This window comes from Aureimonas sp. OT7, from assembly GCF_014844055.1.
Classification (GTDB): domain Bacteria; phylum Pseudomonadota; class Alphaproteobacteria; order Rhizobiales; family Rhizobiaceae; genus Aureimonas; species Aureimonas altamirensis_A.
The window spans coordinates 1953510-1969156 of the sequence record NZ_CP062167.1 but is presented as its reverse complement, the minus strand read 5'-3'; the positions used below and the strand labels follow the sequence as shown (position 1 = coordinate 1969156).

The 15647-nt window shown below is 66.0% G+C and carries 16 protein-coding genes, 1 other RNA gene and 2 pseudogenes; 6 read left to right on the top strand and 13 right to left on the bottom strand.

Annotated features, from left to right (window positions below; translation table 11 throughout):
- Window positions 1-17 precede the first annotated feature (17 nt).
- The 13 genes from murD to IGS74_RS09435 form a co-directional block, all read right to left on the bottom strand.
- Window positions 18-1403, bottom strand: a complete 1386-nt coding sequence (murD, locus tag IGS74_RS09495) for a UDP-N-acetylmuramoyl-L-alanine--D-glutamate ligase (RefSeq protein WP_192391193.1) — start codon at window positions 1401-1403, stop codon at window positions 18-20.
- 7 nt (window positions 1404-1410) lie between these two features.
- The gene (gene mraY, locus IGS74_RS09490; protein WP_192391192.1) at window positions 1411-2493 is read right to left on the bottom strand and encodes a phospho-N-acetylmuramoyl-pentapeptide-transferase; all 1083 of its coding nucleotides are present in this window, start codon (window positions 2491-2493) and stop codon (window positions 1411-1413) included.
- A 2-nt stretch (window positions 2494-2495) separates the two neighbouring features.
- Complete coding sequence (locus IGS74_RS09485; protein WP_192391191.1) at window positions 2496-3956, bottom strand: UDP-N-acetylmuramoylalanyl-D-glutamyl-2,6-diaminopimelate--D-alanyl-D-alanine ligase; 1461 nt, start codon at window positions 3954-3956, stop codon at window positions 2496-2498.
- Window positions 3953-5404, bottom strand: a complete 1452-nt coding sequence (locus IGS74_RS09480) for a UDP-N-acetylmuramoyl-L-alanyl-D-glutamate--2,6-diaminopimelate ligase (RefSeq protein ID WP_192391190.1) — start codon at window positions 5402-5404, stop codon at window positions 3953-3955. Before IGS74_RS09480 ends, IGS74_RS09485 begins: the two co-directional genes overlap by 4 nt.
- Before the next feature lie 83 nt (window positions 5405-5487).
- The gene (locus IGS74_RS09475) at window positions 5488-7134 is read right to left on the bottom strand and encodes a penicillin-binding protein 2 (RefSeq protein WP_192391189.1); all 1647 of its coding nucleotides are present in this window, start codon (window positions 7132-7134) and stop codon (window positions 5488-5490) included.
- Window positions 7131-7487 carry a hypothetical protein gene (locus tag IGS74_RS09470; RefSeq protein ID WP_192391188.1) on the bottom strand — a complete coding sequence of 119 codons (357 nt, stop codon included), beginning with the start codon at window positions 7485-7487 and terminating at the stop codon, window positions 7131-7133. Before IGS74_RS09470 ends, IGS74_RS09475 begins: the two co-directional genes overlap by 4 nt.
- Complete coding sequence (gene rsmH / locus IGS74_RS09465) at window positions 7487-8479, bottom strand: 16S rRNA (cytosine(1402)-N(4))-methyltransferase RsmH (RefSeq protein ID WP_192391187.1); 993 nt, start codon at window positions 8477-8479, stop codon at window positions 7487-7489. Before rsmH ends, IGS74_RS09470 begins: the two co-directional genes overlap by 1 nt.
- On the bottom strand, window positions 8476-8919 hold the full coding sequence (mraZ, locus tag IGS74_RS09460; RefSeq protein WP_192391186.1) for a division/cell wall cluster transcriptional repressor MraZ: 444 nt from the start codon (window positions 8917-8919) through the stop codon (window positions 8476-8478). The genes rsmH and mraZ overlap by 4 nt, the downstream gene beginning before the upstream one ends.
- 471 nt (window positions 8920-9390) lie before the next feature.
- Window positions 9391-9783: RNase P RNA component class A (gene rnpB / locus IGS74_RS09455), an RNA gene on the bottom strand.
- 49 nt (window positions 9784-9832) lie between these two features.
- Window positions 9833-10351, bottom strand: coding sequence for a transglycosylase SLT domain-containing protein (locus IGS74_RS09450; RefSeq protein ID WP_192391689.1), 519 nt, complete (start codon window positions 10349-10351; stop codon window positions 9833-9835).
- A gap of 194 nt (window positions 10352-10545) precedes the next feature.
- Window positions 10546-11358 (bottom strand): N-acetylmuramoyl-L-alanine amidase, encoded by an 813-nt coding sequence (locus IGS74_RS09445; protein WP_192391185.1) that lies wholly within the window; start codon window positions 11356-11358, stop codon window positions 10546-10548.
- Window positions 11325-12035 (bottom strand): DnaJ family molecular chaperone, encoded by a 711-nt coding sequence (locus tag IGS74_RS09440; protein ID WP_192391686.1) that lies wholly within the window; start codon window positions 12033-12035, stop codon window positions 11325-11327. Before IGS74_RS09440 ends, IGS74_RS09445 begins: the two co-directional genes overlap by 34 nt.
- A 162-nt stretch (window positions 12036-12197) precedes the next feature.
- Window positions 12198-12425 (bottom strand): hypothetical protein, encoded by a 228-nt coding sequence (locus IGS74_RS09435; RefSeq protein WP_156122225.1) that lies wholly within the window; start codon window positions 12423-12425, stop codon window positions 12198-12200.
- A 190-nt stretch (window positions 12426-12615) separates the two neighbouring features.
- Between IGS74_RS09435 and IGS74_RS09430 the strand changes: the two genes are divergently transcribed.
- The 6 genes and pseudogenes from IGS74_RS09430 to IGS74_RS09405 form a co-directional block, all read left to right on the top strand.
- Entirely contained in the window at window positions 12616-13386 is a 771-nt protein-coding gene (locus tag IGS74_RS09430) for a GH25 family lysozyme (RefSeq protein WP_192391184.1), read from the top strand.
- Between the two features lie 87 nt (window positions 13387-13473).
- Complete coding sequence (locus IGS74_RS09425) at window positions 13474-14667, top strand: lytic murein transglycosylase (RefSeq protein WP_039190980.1); 1194 nt, start codon at window positions 13474-13476, stop codon at window positions 14665-14667.
- 107 nt (window positions 14668-14774) lie between these two features.
- Complete coding sequence (locus IGS74_RS09420) at window positions 14775-15185, top strand: DUF4112 domain-containing protein (RefSeq protein WP_245282956.1); 411 nt, start codon at window positions 14775-14777, stop codon at window positions 15183-15185.
- A 39-nt stretch (window positions 15186-15224) separates the two neighbouring features.
- Window positions 15225-15338: pseudogene (locus IGS74_RS09415) on the top strand (DUF4112 domain-containing protein); the annotation flags it as partial.
- Between the two features lie 6 nt (window positions 15339-15344).
- On the top strand, window positions 15345-15491 hold the full coding sequence (locus IGS74_RS09410) for a DUF4112 domain-containing protein (RefSeq protein WP_192391680.1): 147 nt from the start codon (window positions 15345-15347) through the stop codon (window positions 15489-15491).
- Between the two features lie 39 nt (window positions 15492-15530).
- Window positions 15531-15644 (top strand): annotated as a pseudogene (locus tag IGS74_RS09405) (DUF4112 domain-containing protein); the annotation flags it as partial.
- Between the last annotated feature and the right edge of the window lie 3 nt (window positions 15645-15647).

Sequence of the window (15647 nt, the reverse complement as noted above, 5' to 3'; positions counted from 1 at the left end):
CACACCCCCTTGTCGTGTCAGATGGGCCGAAAACCCGGCAATGCGGAAACCGCATCGCGAAAGGCCGCGCCACGAACCTCGAAATTGCGGAACTGATCGAAACTCGCACAGGCCGGAGACAGAAGAACGACTTCCTCCCCGCCCGTGCCCGACGCATCACGCGCGGCGCTTGCCACCGCTTGATCCAGCGTACCGGATATTTCGTAAGGAATTCGTTTACCAAGAGTGGCGGCGAAGGCCGGAGCCGCCTCGCCGATCAGGTAGGCCTTCGCCACATGATCGAAGAGCGGCTCCAGCGGACCGATACCGCCCTCTTTAGGCAGGCCTCCGGCGATCCAGTGGATCCTGTCGAAGCTGGCAAGAGCCGGCGCTGCGGCATCGGCATTGGTTGCCTTCGAATCGTTGATGAATAGCACCTGCCCGACATGGCCCACCTGTTCCATCCGGTGGGCAAGCCCCGGAAAGCCGGCCAGCCCGGCGGCGATTTCCGCGTCCGAAAGGCCGATGGCCGACAACGCGGCAATGGCGGCGGCGGCGTTCTGCCCATTGTGGCGCCCGCGCAGCGAGCCGATGCCGGCAATGCGGAAACGCCCCGATTCTGCGCCGCCGCTCCGGCGCACGACATCGGTTCCGTCGAAGCCGTATCCATCGGCCGGCGCAAGATCGCGCGAAATGCGCAGCACGGCATGGCCGGCAGCCTCAAGCCTGTCGGCGATGGCGGCGCAATAGGGGTCGTCGATGCCGATGACGGCGGTCTGCGCGCCCGCGACAAGCCGTTCCTTGATGGCCCCGTAGTTTTCCATCGTCCCGTGTCTGTCCAGATGATCGGGCGACAGGTTGATGAGGATGCCCACGGTCGGGCGCAGCGAAGGCGCAAGGTCGATCTGGTACGACGAGCATTCGACCACGTAGCACCGGCCGCCTTCCGGCGGGGCAAGCGTCAGCACCGGCACGCCGATATTGCCGCCGAGCTGCGCATCCCGGCCGCTGGCCGCCACGCAGTGGGCGATCAGCGCCGTGGTCGTGGACTTGCCGTTCGTGCCGGTGATGGCGATGAAGGGGGCTTCGGGGGCCATGGCGGCCCGCTCGCGCGAGAAGATTTCCACGTCGCCAATGATCTCGACACCCGCCTTATGGGCAAGCTCCGCGCTCCAGTGCGGGCGCGGATGCGTCAGCGGCACGCCCGGCGCCAGAACCAGCGCGTCGATCCTGTTCCAGTCCAGGTCGTGCAGGTCGCCGACCGGCAGGCCGGCAGTCTCGGCGGCGGCCACCGCCGCGGGATTGTCGTCGAAGGCGGTCAGCAGCGCGCCCCCTTCTGCCAGCGCACGCGCCGTGGCGATGCCGGAGCCGCCGAGGCCGAACAGGGCGATGGTGCGGTCCTTGAAGCTGTGTGCCGCGATCATACCCGCCTCACCGCAGCTTGAGCGTGGACAGGCCGACGAAGGCCAGCATGAAGGCGATGATCCAGAACCGCACCACGACCTGGCTTTCCGTCCAGCCGAGCTTTTCGAAATGATGGTGGATCGGCGCCATCAGGAAGACGCGCTTGCCCGTCAGCTTGAAGCTGGCGACCTGGATGATGACCGATAGCGCCTCGATGACGAACAGGCCGCCGATGATGGCCAGCACCAGCTCGTGCTTGGTGGCGACGGCGACGGCGCCGGTCAGCCCGCCGAGCGCCAGCGAGCCCGTATCGCCCATGAAGATGGCGGCCGGCGGCGCGTTGAACCACAGGAAGCCAAGCCCGGCGCCCAGGACCGCGCCGCAGAGCACGGCCAGCTCGCCCGTGCCGAGCACGAAGTGGATCTGCAGATAGTTGGCGAAATTGACGTTCCCGGCCAGGTAGGCGATCAGGCCCAGCGCGGCGGCGGCGATCATGATCGGCACGATGGCCAACCCGTCCAGCCCGTCCGTCAGGTTGACGGCATTGCCCGCGCCGACCATCACGAAGGCGGCGAAACCGATGTAGAAGATGCCGATATCCAGCAGGAACTGCTTGAAGAAGGGCACCGGAATGGACGTCGCCAGATCATCGGACCCGGCATAGACGATGATGGCCGAGGCGATGCCCGCGATCAGGAATTCGAGCGCCAGGCGCGCCTTGCCCGAAAAGCCTTTGTGGCTCTGCTTGGTCACCTTGAGATAATCGTCGTAGAAGCCGATCGCCCCGAAGCCGACCGTCACCAGCAGCACCGCCCAGACATAGAGGTTGCGCAGGTCGGCCCAGATCAGCGTTGCCGCGATCACGCCCGACAGGATCATCAGCCCGCCCATGGTGGGGGTGCCGGCCTTCTTGAAATGTGTCTGCGGACCGTCGGCGCGGATCGGCTGCCCCCGCCCCTGCCTGATGCGCAGCGTGGCGATGATGGACGGGCCGAACAGGAAGACGACGATGAACGAGGTGATCATCGCCGCGCCGGTGCGGAAGGTGATGTAGCGGAAGACGTTGAAGATCTGCGCGTCTTCCGCAAAATGGGCAAGGTATGTCAGCACGCTCAGGCCTCCGGCGCGGACACGCGCGGCGCCGCTTCCTGTCTTTTCGAACTATCGGTCCGGGGCTCTACCATCGCGTCGACCAGCCTGGAAAGGCCGATGCCGTTGGATGCCTTGAACATCACCACGTCGCCGGGGCGCAGGTAGACGGCCAGCGCCCTGCCCAGCGCATCCAGGTCGGGCAGCCATTGCGCGTCGGCCTGGCCCGCGATGGTATCCAGCAGCGGGCGGATCTCAGGCCCCGTCAGAAAGACAGCATCCACCGCCGCCGCCAGCAGCGGCTCCGCCAGCTCTGCGTGCAGGCGCGCGCTTTCGCCACCCAGCTCCAGCATGTCGCCAAGGACCGCGACGCGCCGTCCGTCGGCGCGCGGTTCCGCCCCCGCCAGGACGGCGATCGCCGCGCGCATGGAGGCGGGATTGGCGTTGTAGCTTTCATCGATGACGCGGATGATGCCGCTACCGGCCGGCACGTCGTGGCGCGCGCCGCGCCCCTTGCCCGTGCGCCAGCCCGACAGCGCCTCGGCCGCCTTGCCGAGATCGGCCCCCACAAGGTCGACCGCGCCCAGCACGGCCAGCATGTTCTGCGCGATATGGCGCCCGGACGAGGCGATGCGCACATCGACATTGGTGCCGTCGATCCGCGCCTCCATGTTGGCTCCGTCATCCAGCTTCTGGAAGCGGACCAGGCGGAAATCGGCGGTGCCGGCCTCGCCGAACCGGGCGATCCGCGTCACGCCCGCCGTCCGGGCCAGGTCGGCCAGATGCGGCCCATAAGGGTCGTCCGCATTGATGATCGCACTGCCGCCCGGCACGACGCCTTCGAAGATCTCGCCCTTGGCGTCGGCAATCTCTTCGAGGTCGCGGAAATGGCCAAGATGCGCCGGCGCGATCAGCGTCACGATGGCCACGTGCGGCTGCACGAGCTTGACCAGCGGGCGGATTTCGCCGGGATGGTTCATGCCGATCTCGAAGACGGCATAGTCGGTATCCTGCGGCAGCCGCGCCAGCGACAGCGGCACGCCCCAATGATTGTTGAACGAGGCGGCGGAGGCATGCACCGTGCCGCAGGCCCCCAGCGCATGGCGCAGCGCCTCCTTTGTCGTCGTCTTTCCGACGCTGCCGGTTACGGCGATCACCTGCCCTGTCGCGCGCATCCGCGCGACAGCGGCAAGCCGCTCCAGCGCCTTCAACACGTCGTCCACCACCAGCAGCGGGGTCGTCAGCCGCTGCAGGGCCGGCAGCTTGCGCTCGGACACGACGAGCAGGCTCGCCCCGGCGGCCGCGGCCGAACTCAGGAAATCATGGCCGTCGAAGCGGTCGCCCTTGATCGCGAAGAAGGCTTCGCCCGGCCCGACGCTGCGCGAATCGATGGAAATGCCCGTTACCGAGGGCGGCAGGCTGCCGATGGGGCGGCCACCCGTGGCCGCCAGCAGCGCCTCGCCTGTCCAGAGCGGCTCCGTCATCGGCTGTTCTCCGCAATAGCCCGCGCCACTTCCTCGTGGTCGCTGAAATGGTGGGTCGTTTCGCCAACCGTCTGCCCCACCTCGTGCCCCTTGCCGGCAACGACGACCGTATCGCCGGGTACCGCCAGCCGCACCGCTTCCCCGATGGCGGCCCTGCGGTCGCCGATCTCGATGGCGCCCGGTGCGGCGGCCAGTATCTCGGCCCGTATGGCATCGGCATGTTCGGATCGTGGATTGTCGTCGGTGACGATGACCGTATCGGCCAGACGCGTGGCGATCTCGCCCATGATGGGCCGCTTCAGCCTGTCCCGGTCGCCCCCGCAGCCGAACACCACGATGACCTTGCCGGTTGTGAAGGGGCGCACCGACGAAAGGACGTTCTCGAGCGCCTCCGGCTTGTGCGCATAGTCGACGAAGATCGGGATGCCGCCCGGCTTGGTGCCGGCAAGATCGAGGCGGCCCGGCGCACCCTGGATATGCTCCAGTGCGGCCAGCGCCTGGCCGATCGGCGTCCCGGTCGCGATGGCAAGCCCCGCGGCCACGAGGGCATTCGACATCTGGAACTCGCCGGCCAGCGGCAGCACGACCCGATGGATGGCGCCGCCGGCATCGATCTCGGCGATCTGCCGTGCGCGCTCGAGCTCCAGCCGCTTCAGGCGGAGGAGGTCTCCGCCGCGTCCCACCAGATGCACCGTCAGCCCGGCCTCGCGCGCTGCCCGCGTCGCCGGCTCGGAGAAGGCGTCGTCGGCGAAGATCACGGCGGGGGCACCCCGGGGCAGCAGCGTATCGAAAAGCCGCATCTTGGACTGGAAGTAATGCTCGACCGTCGGGTGGTAATCCATGTGGTCGCGGCCGAGGTTGCTGAAACCGCCGGCGGACAGCCGCACGCCGTCCAGCCGACGCTGGGTCAGCCCATGGCTGGATGCCTCCATGGCGGCATGCGTGACGCCTTCGTCGGCCAGTTCCGCAAGAAGCCTAGCCAGATCGACCGGGTCGGGCGTCGTCAAGGTTCCGTATTCGTCCCGCGTCGGGCTGACGACCCCCGTCGTCCCGATCGAGGCGGCGGCCTGTCCGCAGCGCGCCCAGATCTGCCGGGTAAAAGCGGCGATGGACGTCTTGCCGCTCGTGCCGGTCACGGCGACAAGGGTGGCGGGCTGGCGCCGATGGAAGCGGGCAGCCATGACGGCCAGCGCGTGGCGCGCATCCGCCGACCGCAGCACCGGCAGCCCCTCGGCCACGTGCACATCGGCATCCACCAGCACCGCCACGGCGCCCTTGCGCCGCGCCTCGGCAACAAAGACCGAGCCGTCGAGGCGCGTTCCGGACAAGGCCGCAAACAGGAAACCCGGCTCTACCTTGCGCGAATCGGCCGAGATCCCGGCCACCGCGATGCCCCCGGCATCCGGCGGCAGATCGGCGAGGCCTTGAGCGAGGTCAGATAGCGTCATGTCTGGCATCTCGGGCGTTCTCTTCTCTCATGCCGGGCTCCGACATGCGGCTGCCGGCAAACGATTCGCCCGATAGCATAGAATCAGTAGCTCACCAGAAGCTGTCGTCCGGCATTGCCGAAATCGGGACGGATATCCAGAAAGGCGGCGGCACGGCGAATGATATTGGCCGTCGTCGGCGCGGCGTTCCAGCCGGCCGTGGCGTAGGGATCTCCTGCGGCGCGCTGCGGCTCGTCGATCATGACGAAGACGACGTAGCGCGGGCTCGCCATCGGGAATGCGGCCATGTAGGCGTTCAACCGCTTGTCCGCGCGATAGCGTCCATCGATCATCTTCTCGGCCGTTCCGGTCTTGCCGCCGACGTCGAAACCCTCCACCCGGGCCGACTTGCCGGAGCCCTGCTCGCCATTGAGCCGGAACAGATAGCGCATTTCGTCGGATGTCCGGCTGCTGACCACGGGAACGCGGACGGCTTCCGCCTCCGCCCGGGAGCGGGCCAGGAAGGTCGGTCGGACCAGATAGCCGCCATTCATCAGCGCGGCACCGGCCGCCGCGGTCTGCAGCGGGGTCGTGGCCACGCCATGCCCGAAGGAGGCGGTGATCGAATGGACCGCCTGCCACTGGCGCGGCTGCACGGGCGTCGCCGTCTCGGGCAGTTCCGTTTCCAGGCGCGCCAGGAGGCCGATGCGCGACAGGAAGGCACGATGCCCCGCGACGCCGACGGCCTCGGCCTCGCGCGCGGCACCGATATTGGACGAGTACATGAAGATCTCGGGCACGGTCAGCGAACGCTTCTGTCCGCCCGTGTCGGAAATGGTGAAGCCGTCGATACGGATCGGCGCGCGTGCGTCGAACGTATCGGTCAGGTCCACCTTGCCGCTTTCCAGCGCCATCGCCGTGGTGAACGTCTTGAAGGTGGACCCCATCTCGTAGGTCGCCGCCGACATGCGGTTGATGCCGCCGTCGGCCATGGCGCCGTCCGGGTTGTTCGGATCGTAGTCCGGCAGCGAAGCCATGGCGACGACCTCTCCCGTCTCGACATCGAGGACGACACCACCGGCGGCCGTGGCCTGGTATTTCTTCATCGCGGAGGCGAGTTCGTCGCGCAGGACATGCTGCACCCGCAGGTCGACCGACAGGCGCACCGGTTCCGGCTGGCCGGCTGCATTCGTGCGCCGCCCCTTGCGGGCCTCCAGGTCGACGAACTTTTCCATGCCCGCGACGCCGCGATTGTCGGCATCGACGTGGCCGACCACATGGGATGCCGTGCTGCCGCCGGGGTAGTAGCGTCGCTTTTCCGTTCGAAGGCCGATGCCGGCGAGGCCCAGCTTCGACACGGCCTGTGCTTCCGCCGGGGTCACGTTCCGCTTGATCCACGCAATGCCGCCGCCCTCGGACAGCCGCTTGCGCACGGCTTCTCCGTCCAGACCGGGCAACACGGCGGCAAGGCGCTCGGTTGCCACGTCCATGTCGCGTATGCGGCTCGGCTCCGCGAAGACCGATGCGCTGCGGATATCGGTTGCCAGCACTTCGCCGTTGCGATCCAGAAGGTTCGGACGCGGTGCCGGCTCCGTCCGGCTCTGTGCCGACGCCTCGGCCTCCGGCATCGTGCCCCATGCCATCAGCCGCCCGCCGATCACCGCGTAGACGCCGCAGAAGACGATCATGGCAATGGCGAGCCGCGACTTGTTCAACGGTGGCTCATCGCGAAGGCGGCGCCGCAGCTTCATCGAAGGACACCTCGCTGATTGGCCGCCAGGCCGCCTTCCAGGGCGCTCGGCTCCAGGGCTGCCGGCACCGGCTCGGACGGCAGATCTTCAGGACCGACGATCTGCGTCGGCGAAATGGTCTTCAGGTTCAGGTCGGCGGCGAAGACGTCGGCCAGCCGCTGCAGCCGGTAGGGCTGGTTGAGCAGGCTCCAGTCGGCCTCCAGCAGGGAGATGGTCTCGCGCTCCATGGCGATCTCGGCATCGACCTTGCGCAAACGCTCCTCGATGGATTCCGCCTCGTGCTTGACGCTGAACGTCCATGTGGCCGCGCAGAGCATGATGGCGACGAGGATGATATCGAGCGTCTTCAGCATCAGCGTTGTGCTCCGGATTGCGGCAGTGCCGCCAGCGCGGGTAGATCGAAAAACCGGTAGGCATGCGGCCCCTGCCGCGCCGGCACGGAGGTGCGCACCGCGGAACGAAGCTTGGCGGAGCGGGCACGCGGGTTTTCCGCGATCTCTTCCGCCGTGCCGCCTTCAGCCTTGTTGCGCGTCGCGAATGTCGCATCCTCATGGCTAAGATCGGGTAAATGCCTTGACTGTGAAGCAGCTTGCGAGCGATCGCGCAGAAACCGCTTTACGATCCTGTCTTCCAGCGAATGGAAGGTCACGACCACAAGTCGCCCGCCCGGCTTCAGGATGGCCTCGGCAGCAACCAGCGCGTTCATCAACTCTCCCAGCTCGTCGTTGACGTAGATGCGCAGCGCCTGAAACGTCCGGGTGGCCGGATCGATCTTGTCCTGCGGGCGGCGGCCCAGCACCTTGCCCACCAGCCCGGCGAGGTCCGCGGTGGTCTCGAAGGGTCGCTCGGCGCGGCGCGCCTCGATGGCGCGGGCGATGCGACCGGCCTGACGCTCTTCGCCCAGAAAGGACAGCACCCGGGCAAGGTCGCCCGGCTTGAGACGGTTGACGACATCGGCCGCGGAGGGGCCGGCCGTTTCCATCCGCATGTCCAGCGGGCCGTCCTTCTGGAAGGAGAAGCCACGCTCGGCCGTATCGATCTGCATCGAAGAGACGCCGATATCCAGCACGACGCCGTCGACGGGCCCCTCGACATACTCTCCCATGCGGGAGAAGCGTCCCTCCACCAGTCGCAGGCGGGCGCCGAATTCCGCGCGCATGGCGCTGGCGGCGGCTATGGCGGTCGGGTCGCGGTCGATGCCGATCACCGTCGCGCCGGCATCCAGAAGGGCCCGGCTGTAGCCGCCGGCCCCGAATGTTCCGTCTACGATGACGTCGCCGGGCGCCGCGGCCACGGCCGCACGCACCTCGTTCAGCAATACGGGGAGATGGCGGGGCCCGCTCATTGCGCAGCCCCCGGCCGCAGGGCCTGCAGGCGCCGACGCGCCTCGGAGCGATGCGCCTCGAACCGCTCCGGCTCCCAGAGCTGGAAGAAATCGTTGCGCCCAACGAAGACGACCTTGTCCGTTATCCCCGTATGGGCGCGAATGAAGTCCGTCACCGTGATCCGCCCCTCGGCATCGAATTTCAGAAACGCCCCGTCGCCATAAGCGAAGAGCGACATGTCGGCGAAGGTTTCGCCGAAGGGGTCCTCCCGGGCCATCCTGGATTCGTAGCGCTCCAGAAGGTCCATGCCCCCGACGTCGATGGCGGGATGGGCAATGGACTGCAGCGCATAGAGATCGGAAAAGCCCTTTGCCGCCAGAACCTGGCGGAACATCGCCGGCACGGAGACCCGCCCCTTGGAGTCGATGTTGTTGACCGCATTGGAGAGAAACCGGTTCATCAAGCGTCACACTTGCCTTTCCGACCGGTTGCATCTCATGCCACCCCCGCTTCAGCGAAAATCCGGCAAAGCACCTCCGGCAGCGGCACGCATGAACGCACCGCACCCCGCGCCGTCCGCGCCCGAATGCCGAAATTTCGAACTGATATTTGCCCGCCAAAGCAGGCACCCCGAATTGTCATTTGGTTTACCATGGGATCACGTGGGCGTCAATGGGATTTGCCCCCACAAACCGGTGTGTCCACGGATCAGGATCACCGTTCAATCCAAGGTAAATGCCGTAAAAACAGATACTTAAAACTACTGATAGGCGGCGAACGTCAGGATCGCGCGCACGCTTGGCTGCATTCCGGACATTGTAAAAAACTGAAATATTTCATGTGCCTGGGGCTGGCGGCTGCAGCCGTCCCATGGCCGCCCACCTTGAGCGTGGGCCGCATGGTGACGGACGGACCGGGAATTGGGGGTCGAGGAGCCAGCCGGCCTGTAAGCCGGGTTCTGTGCACCGGCCCTGCGGCCGGGCGGCGACCATTCATCTGGGACGCGGCTCGCACCGCGCCTCAAGCAACCTACCCGAACGACGGGCCCGGAGAAGGCTGGCGCGAACGCCGTGTCGTTCCTATTCGGTTTTGCTTCCGGTGGGGTTTACCTAGCCACGCCTGTTGCCAGGCGCGCGGTGGGCTCTTACCCCACCCTTTCACCCTTACCGGCCTGCCATGCGGCGCGCCGGCGGTTTGCTTTCTGTGGCACTTTCCCTGAGGTCACCCTCGCCGGGCGTTACCCGGCACCGTTTCTCCGTGAAGCCCGGACTTTCCTCTCCCGCGGCCTTTCGGCCCTTGCGGCAGCGGTCGCCCGGCCGGCTGGCGCGCGGAACCTGTGCCCGCGCGCCTTCAATGTCAAGCGAGCGGGACGCTCAATAGCTTGCCATCTGCACCTGCACCTTGCGGCAGTACTGGCGGGAGGTCGGGTTGGAACGCTTCGCATAGTGCCCGGCATTGTATTTCAGGATCGTGCCGCACAGCGTGCCCCCGCCCTTTTCCTTCGCACCCGCCAGATAGCGCATGCCGTAGCGAAGGTTGGTTGCCGGATCGTACAATTGCTTGCGGGTGCCCTTGAAGCCCATGTCGCGGGCAGTGGCGAGCTTGATCTGCATCAGGCCGACTTCGCCGGCGGAACCGGTCACGTCGGGCCGGTAATTGCTTTCCACGAAGATCACCGCATGGGCCAGTTCCAGTCGCACGCCGGCACGTTCGGCCTCGGTGGCGATCAGTTCCGCATAGGGCATGTCGGTGAAGGGGGTTTCCACGGTTCTTTCCGGCTTTCCGGTTTCCACCGGTGCGGTGGACGTGGAAGAGGCGGTATCGGCACGAGCGGCTGGGATGAGGGCAAGCGACATCATCACGACCCCAGCCAAAAGGGGCAGTCTGTTCATCATCGTCCTGTCGATATCGCCGGCTGCAGAACACGCATTATGCCGGCACACTGGTTGTTGCGGCGGCAAGAAACGCTGCGACGCCGAGCGGCATCGGCGTCGCAGGCGACGCCGGTGCCGTTAGGGCAGTTTCTCGTCAGGAAAAGAAACGGCAATGTGTCGGCGCGTTCACGGAATATTAATGCCTGTTACAGTTACGGCGCGAGGTGACGGCCCTGTTCTTCCGAAATCCGCCGCGACAAAAGCCGGTGCATGGTGCCCACCGTGCTCGTATCGGCGATGCCGTCCAGCAGCGACGGGCGATGATGGCGCTGGAAGGCCAATGTAGCCAGACGCGTTGTATCGCAGTAGTTTCCGTCTGCCGTCACATCGAAACCGTAGGCGGCCAGCATGGCCTGCCAGGCGGCGACGGGGTCTCCCTTGTCACCGGGCGAAAGGAACCGCCCGCCGGATATCGGAACGGGCTCCACGGTCATGCCGATACCGGCTGCCGAGAGTTGATCCCAGGGGAACAATTCGCCCGGATCTTCCTTGCGGGAGGGGGCGATGTCGGAATGCCCCACCACGTTTGCGGCAGGGATCGCCCATTTGGCGACACAATCCCTGCACAATTCGATCAGGCGGTCGATCTGCACCGCGGGAAACGGCCGCAGGCCATGATTATGGCCCGGATTGACGATCTCGATTCCGATGGACCTGGAATTGACGTCACGCTCGCCGCGCCAGAAGCTCTCCCCCGCGTGCCAGGCCCGGCGCGCCTCCGGCACCATCTGGACGATCTCGCCATCCTCCATCACCAGGTAATGGGCCGATACCTCGCTTCGCGGGTCGGTCAGGCGGTCCAAGGGAGGATCGTCCGGCCGCATGCCGGTGTAATGCAGCACCAGGATATCGGGCTTTTGGCCCCCGCGACGCTCCCCGTGATTGGGAGACGGCACGACCCGGTCGACATGCGCGCTGTCGCTTGCAAAGATCACGCGGCCGGCACCCGCGAGATGCTGTCCCATGCGGCGTTGATGGCTTTCATCCGCTCCACTGCGATGGCCATAAACTCCTGCGGCACACCCCTGCCCGCCAGTCTGTCCGGGTGGTTCTCGCGCACCAGTTCGAGATAGCGGCGGCGGATCACGGGCATCGGGTCGGTGGGGGAAACGCCCAGCACCGCATAGGAGCTGCCCTCGCCCTCATGGACATGCAACGCCTTGATGCGGGCAAACTCCGCCTCGCTCAGGCCGAAGATCTGGGCGACCCGCTCCAGAAACGCCAGCTCCCGCTCGTGCACGATCCCGTCGGAGCCGGCGATGAAGAAGAGCCCGTCCAGGACATCCGTCAGCATGGCGCACTCGCCGTCGCAGGAATTGCTGCAAAGGCCGCGAAGCTTGGCGGCATAAAGCTCGAAGCCCGCCGTATCCTGCCTCGCAAGATCGTAGAGCCGGAAGACGTTCCGCTCTTCCTCGGCGGGTATCGCAAAGATACGGCGAAAGGCGGAAATCTCGTTCTGGGTGACGACGCCATCCGCCTTGGCCATCTTGGCGGCAAGGGCGATCATCGCAACCGAGAAGGCCACGCGGCGGCGCGTTTCCGCGTCGCGCTCGTACAAAGCGCGCAGCCGTTCGAAAATTGCCTCCAGCGCCGACAGACCCTGAATGGCAATATCCCGCATCAGGGCGCCAAGAGTGGACAGTATCGACATGCGGCAGTTTGCACCCTTACGCCGGATAGGCCGGCCCGGAATCGTCGAGGCCCATCATAAACGGTTGGCGCCTTGGATTGAAACCTACCACCGATAGCAAAGAACCGGCAGCGATGCCGCTGCCGGTTCCATTACGTGTGCAGACGGATTCGATTACTGGTTGGTCGTGCCGGTGGACCCACCCATGGTGCCACCGGTCGTCCCGCCCGGCGCCGGCTCGGCCGCAGGCGGAGCCGTCGTGGCTGGCGGGGTGGTCGTCGTCGCCGCGGGGGGAGTCGTGCCGCCGGCGGGCGGTGCGGGCTGCTCAGCCGAATTGTTGTCGGAGCACGCTGCAAGGCCAAGCAGCGCAGCTGCGCCAAGAGCGATAAGGGGTGTCCTCATGATTTTCTTGTCCTGTTCAGTTCGTCCTTCAGCAACAGAACCGCGGCGGACAGGCTCAAGTTGCAGCCCATAGATCAAAGCATGTTGCACAATCTTACAATCGTGATCGCGGAGGCCGCAAAATCGGCTCAAGGCTGACGAAAGGCTGCTTGGCCATTTTCCGGGGTATCGGGCAGGATCGGGATACCGCATGACACTCAACCGGCGCGTCATCGCCTTCGCAATCCTGGCTCTGGTGGGCGCGCTCGGCATCACGGGATGCCGCACGGCGAGCCTCGACCCGGTCGAGCTGGGCCTTACCCGCATCGCCGGAGAGCGGCCGGATCACTACCCCGTCCACGGTATCGACATCTCCAAATACCAGGGCACCGTGGACTGGCGTGCCGCAAAGGCCGGCGGCGTCGAGTTCGTCTATATAAAGGCCACCGAAGGCGGCGACCGCCTCGACGAGCGCTTCCATGAAAACTGGCGTGGCGCACGCGACGCCGGTATTCCGCATGGCGCGTACCATTTCTTCTACTGGTGCCGGCCGGGCATCGAACAGGCGCGGTGGTTCATAAAGAACGTGCCGCAGGACGCGCTGTCCCTGCCGCCGGTCCTCGACGTGGAGTGGACGCCCCATTCGCCCACCTGCACCCGCAGGCCCGACAGGGCCGAAATGCTGCGTGAAATGAGCGCCTTCATGGACGCGCTGGAGCGCCATTACGGAATGCGCCCCATTATCTACGCGCCGATCGATATCCATCGCGATCGGCTGGTGGGGACCTATCCCAATCACCGCTTCTGGCTGCGGGCCGTGGCAGACCACCCGGACAACGTCTACGAAGCGCGTGATTTCCACTTCTGGCAGTATACGGCAACTGGCACCGTGGCCGGTATCGACGGAGACGTCGACCGCAATGCATTTTCCGGATCGCGCCAGGAATGGCAGAAGTGGCTGTCGTCACACACAAGGCGATAAACCGGGCCGGCAATCCAATGGCCATCTTCAAACGGCCATGATCGCGGCGTTCAGGCGGGTGAATTCGACATGTCGGGAACGGAAATCATGAACACCGTCAAGCGGCTCGGCGCCGCGCTTCTACTTCTTGGGGCCAGTTCCTCGATCGCCATGGCGCAGGGCGCCGCGTGCGGCGGCGACTTCAGCGCCTTTATCCAGGGTGTGCGCAGCGAGGCCATCGGCCGCGGGCTTTCAGAGGCGGGTGTCGACAGGGCGCTGGCTTCGGTGCGGCAGGACCCCAAGGTCCTGCAGCGGGACAGGGCCCAGGGCGTGTTCCAGCAGGCGTGGCTGCAGTTTCAGGGCCGCATGGTGAACAAGAACCGTCTGGCCAACGGCAAGCAGCGCATGCAGCAATATGCCTCCGTCTTCCGCGAGGTGGAGGCGCAGACCGGCGTTCCCGCGGCCGTCATCACCAGTTTCTGGGGCCTTGAAACAGATTACGGCGCAGTGCTGGGCGATTTCGACACGCTGAACGCGCTGGCCACCCTGTCGCACGATTGCCGCCGGCCGGACCTGTTCCGTCCGCACCTGATGGGCGCGATCGCGCTGGTTGACCGCGGCTATCTGCGGCCTTCGGAGATGCGCGGCGCCTGGGCAGGAGAGCTCGGGCAGACGCAGATGCTTCCGGAGGATTACCTGGCCTTCGGAACCGATGCCGACGGCAACGGCCGTATCAACCTGCTGACCGACGTGCCGGATGTGTTGATGACGACCGGCAAGTTCATCCAGCATCTGGGCTGGCAGCGGGGCCAGCCCTGGCTGGAGGAAGTGCGCCTGCCCGCCGACTTCCCCTTCGACCGGGCCGCCCTTGTCTCCAAGGAGCCACGCAGCAATTTCGCGGCACTGGGCGTCACCAAGGCGGACGGTACGCCGCTGGAGCGCGACAACGTCCCCGCCTCCATTGTGCTGCCGCAGGGACGCGGCGGGCCGGCCTTCCTGGCCTTCCCCAATTTCGACGTTTACCTGACGTGGAACAACTCGCTCGTCTATGCCCTGACGGCCGGCTATTTCGGCACACGCCTTGCCGGGGCGCCCGCCGTGCATGAGGGCAACCCCCAGCCGGGCCTGGACGGCGACCAGATGAAGCAGCTTCAGCAGCGCCTGGTGGCGCGCGGGTACGATGTCGGCAAGGTGGATGGCATCCTCGGCGCCAACACGCGCGCCGCCATACGGCAGGAGCAGATCCGGCTGGGCATGCCGGCCGATGGCTGGCCGACGCGCCAGTTGCTGTCCGCACTCTGAGATGAGGCCCGACCGGCGACCGGAACCGAAATCCGGTCGCCGCCCCCTTTTTACCCCTGGTTGCAATGCCCACATCTTCGACGTCCAGTTGAGGATGGGAGCGCCGAATGGCCACTGTCGAATATATTCTTCCGGGTGAAGCCGTCCGCGGCATGAGCCGTGACGAGAAGCTGCGTCGCATCCGCCGCCTGGCGATGCTGGCGCGCGTCATGGACACAGCGTTGCGCCTGCCTGGCACCAACATCCGTTTTGGCGCGGATGCGCTGATGGGCATGGTGCCGATTTTCGGCGACGCCGCAGGCGCCCTTGTCGGCCTGCTGATCGTCAACGAGGCGCGGCAGCTTGGCCTGCCGAAGCGCAAGCTGATGTCCATGCTGTACAATATCGGCGTGGACACCGCCTTCGGCGCGGTCCCCCTCGTGGGCGATGCATTCGACGTCTACTTCAAGGCGCATCGCCGCAATATCCAGATCATCCTGGATCACCATGGCCTGGACGATGGCGACGTCCGGCGCTGACGCTCAATCGGCCATCGGCTCCAGGCTGGCATAGCCTTCGGCGCGGTCCCCCTCGTGGGCGATGCATTCGACGTCTACTTCAAGGCGCATCGCCGCAATATCCAGATCATCCTGGATCACCATGGCCTGGACGATGGCGACGTCCGGCGCTGACGCTCAATCGGCCGTCGTCTCCAGGCTGGCATAGCCTTCGGCGCGGTCCCCTTCGTGGGCGATGCATTCGACGTCTACTTCAAGGCGCATCGCCGCAATATCCAGATCATCCTGGATCACCATGGCCTGGACGATGGCGACGTCCGGCGCTGACGCTCAATCAGCCATCGTCTCCAGGCCGGCATCGCCTTCGGCGCGGTCCCCTTCGTGGGCGATGCATTCGACGTCTACTTCAAGGCGCATCGCCGCAATATCCAGATCATCCTGGATCACCATGGCCTGGACGATGGCGACGTCCGGCGCTGACGC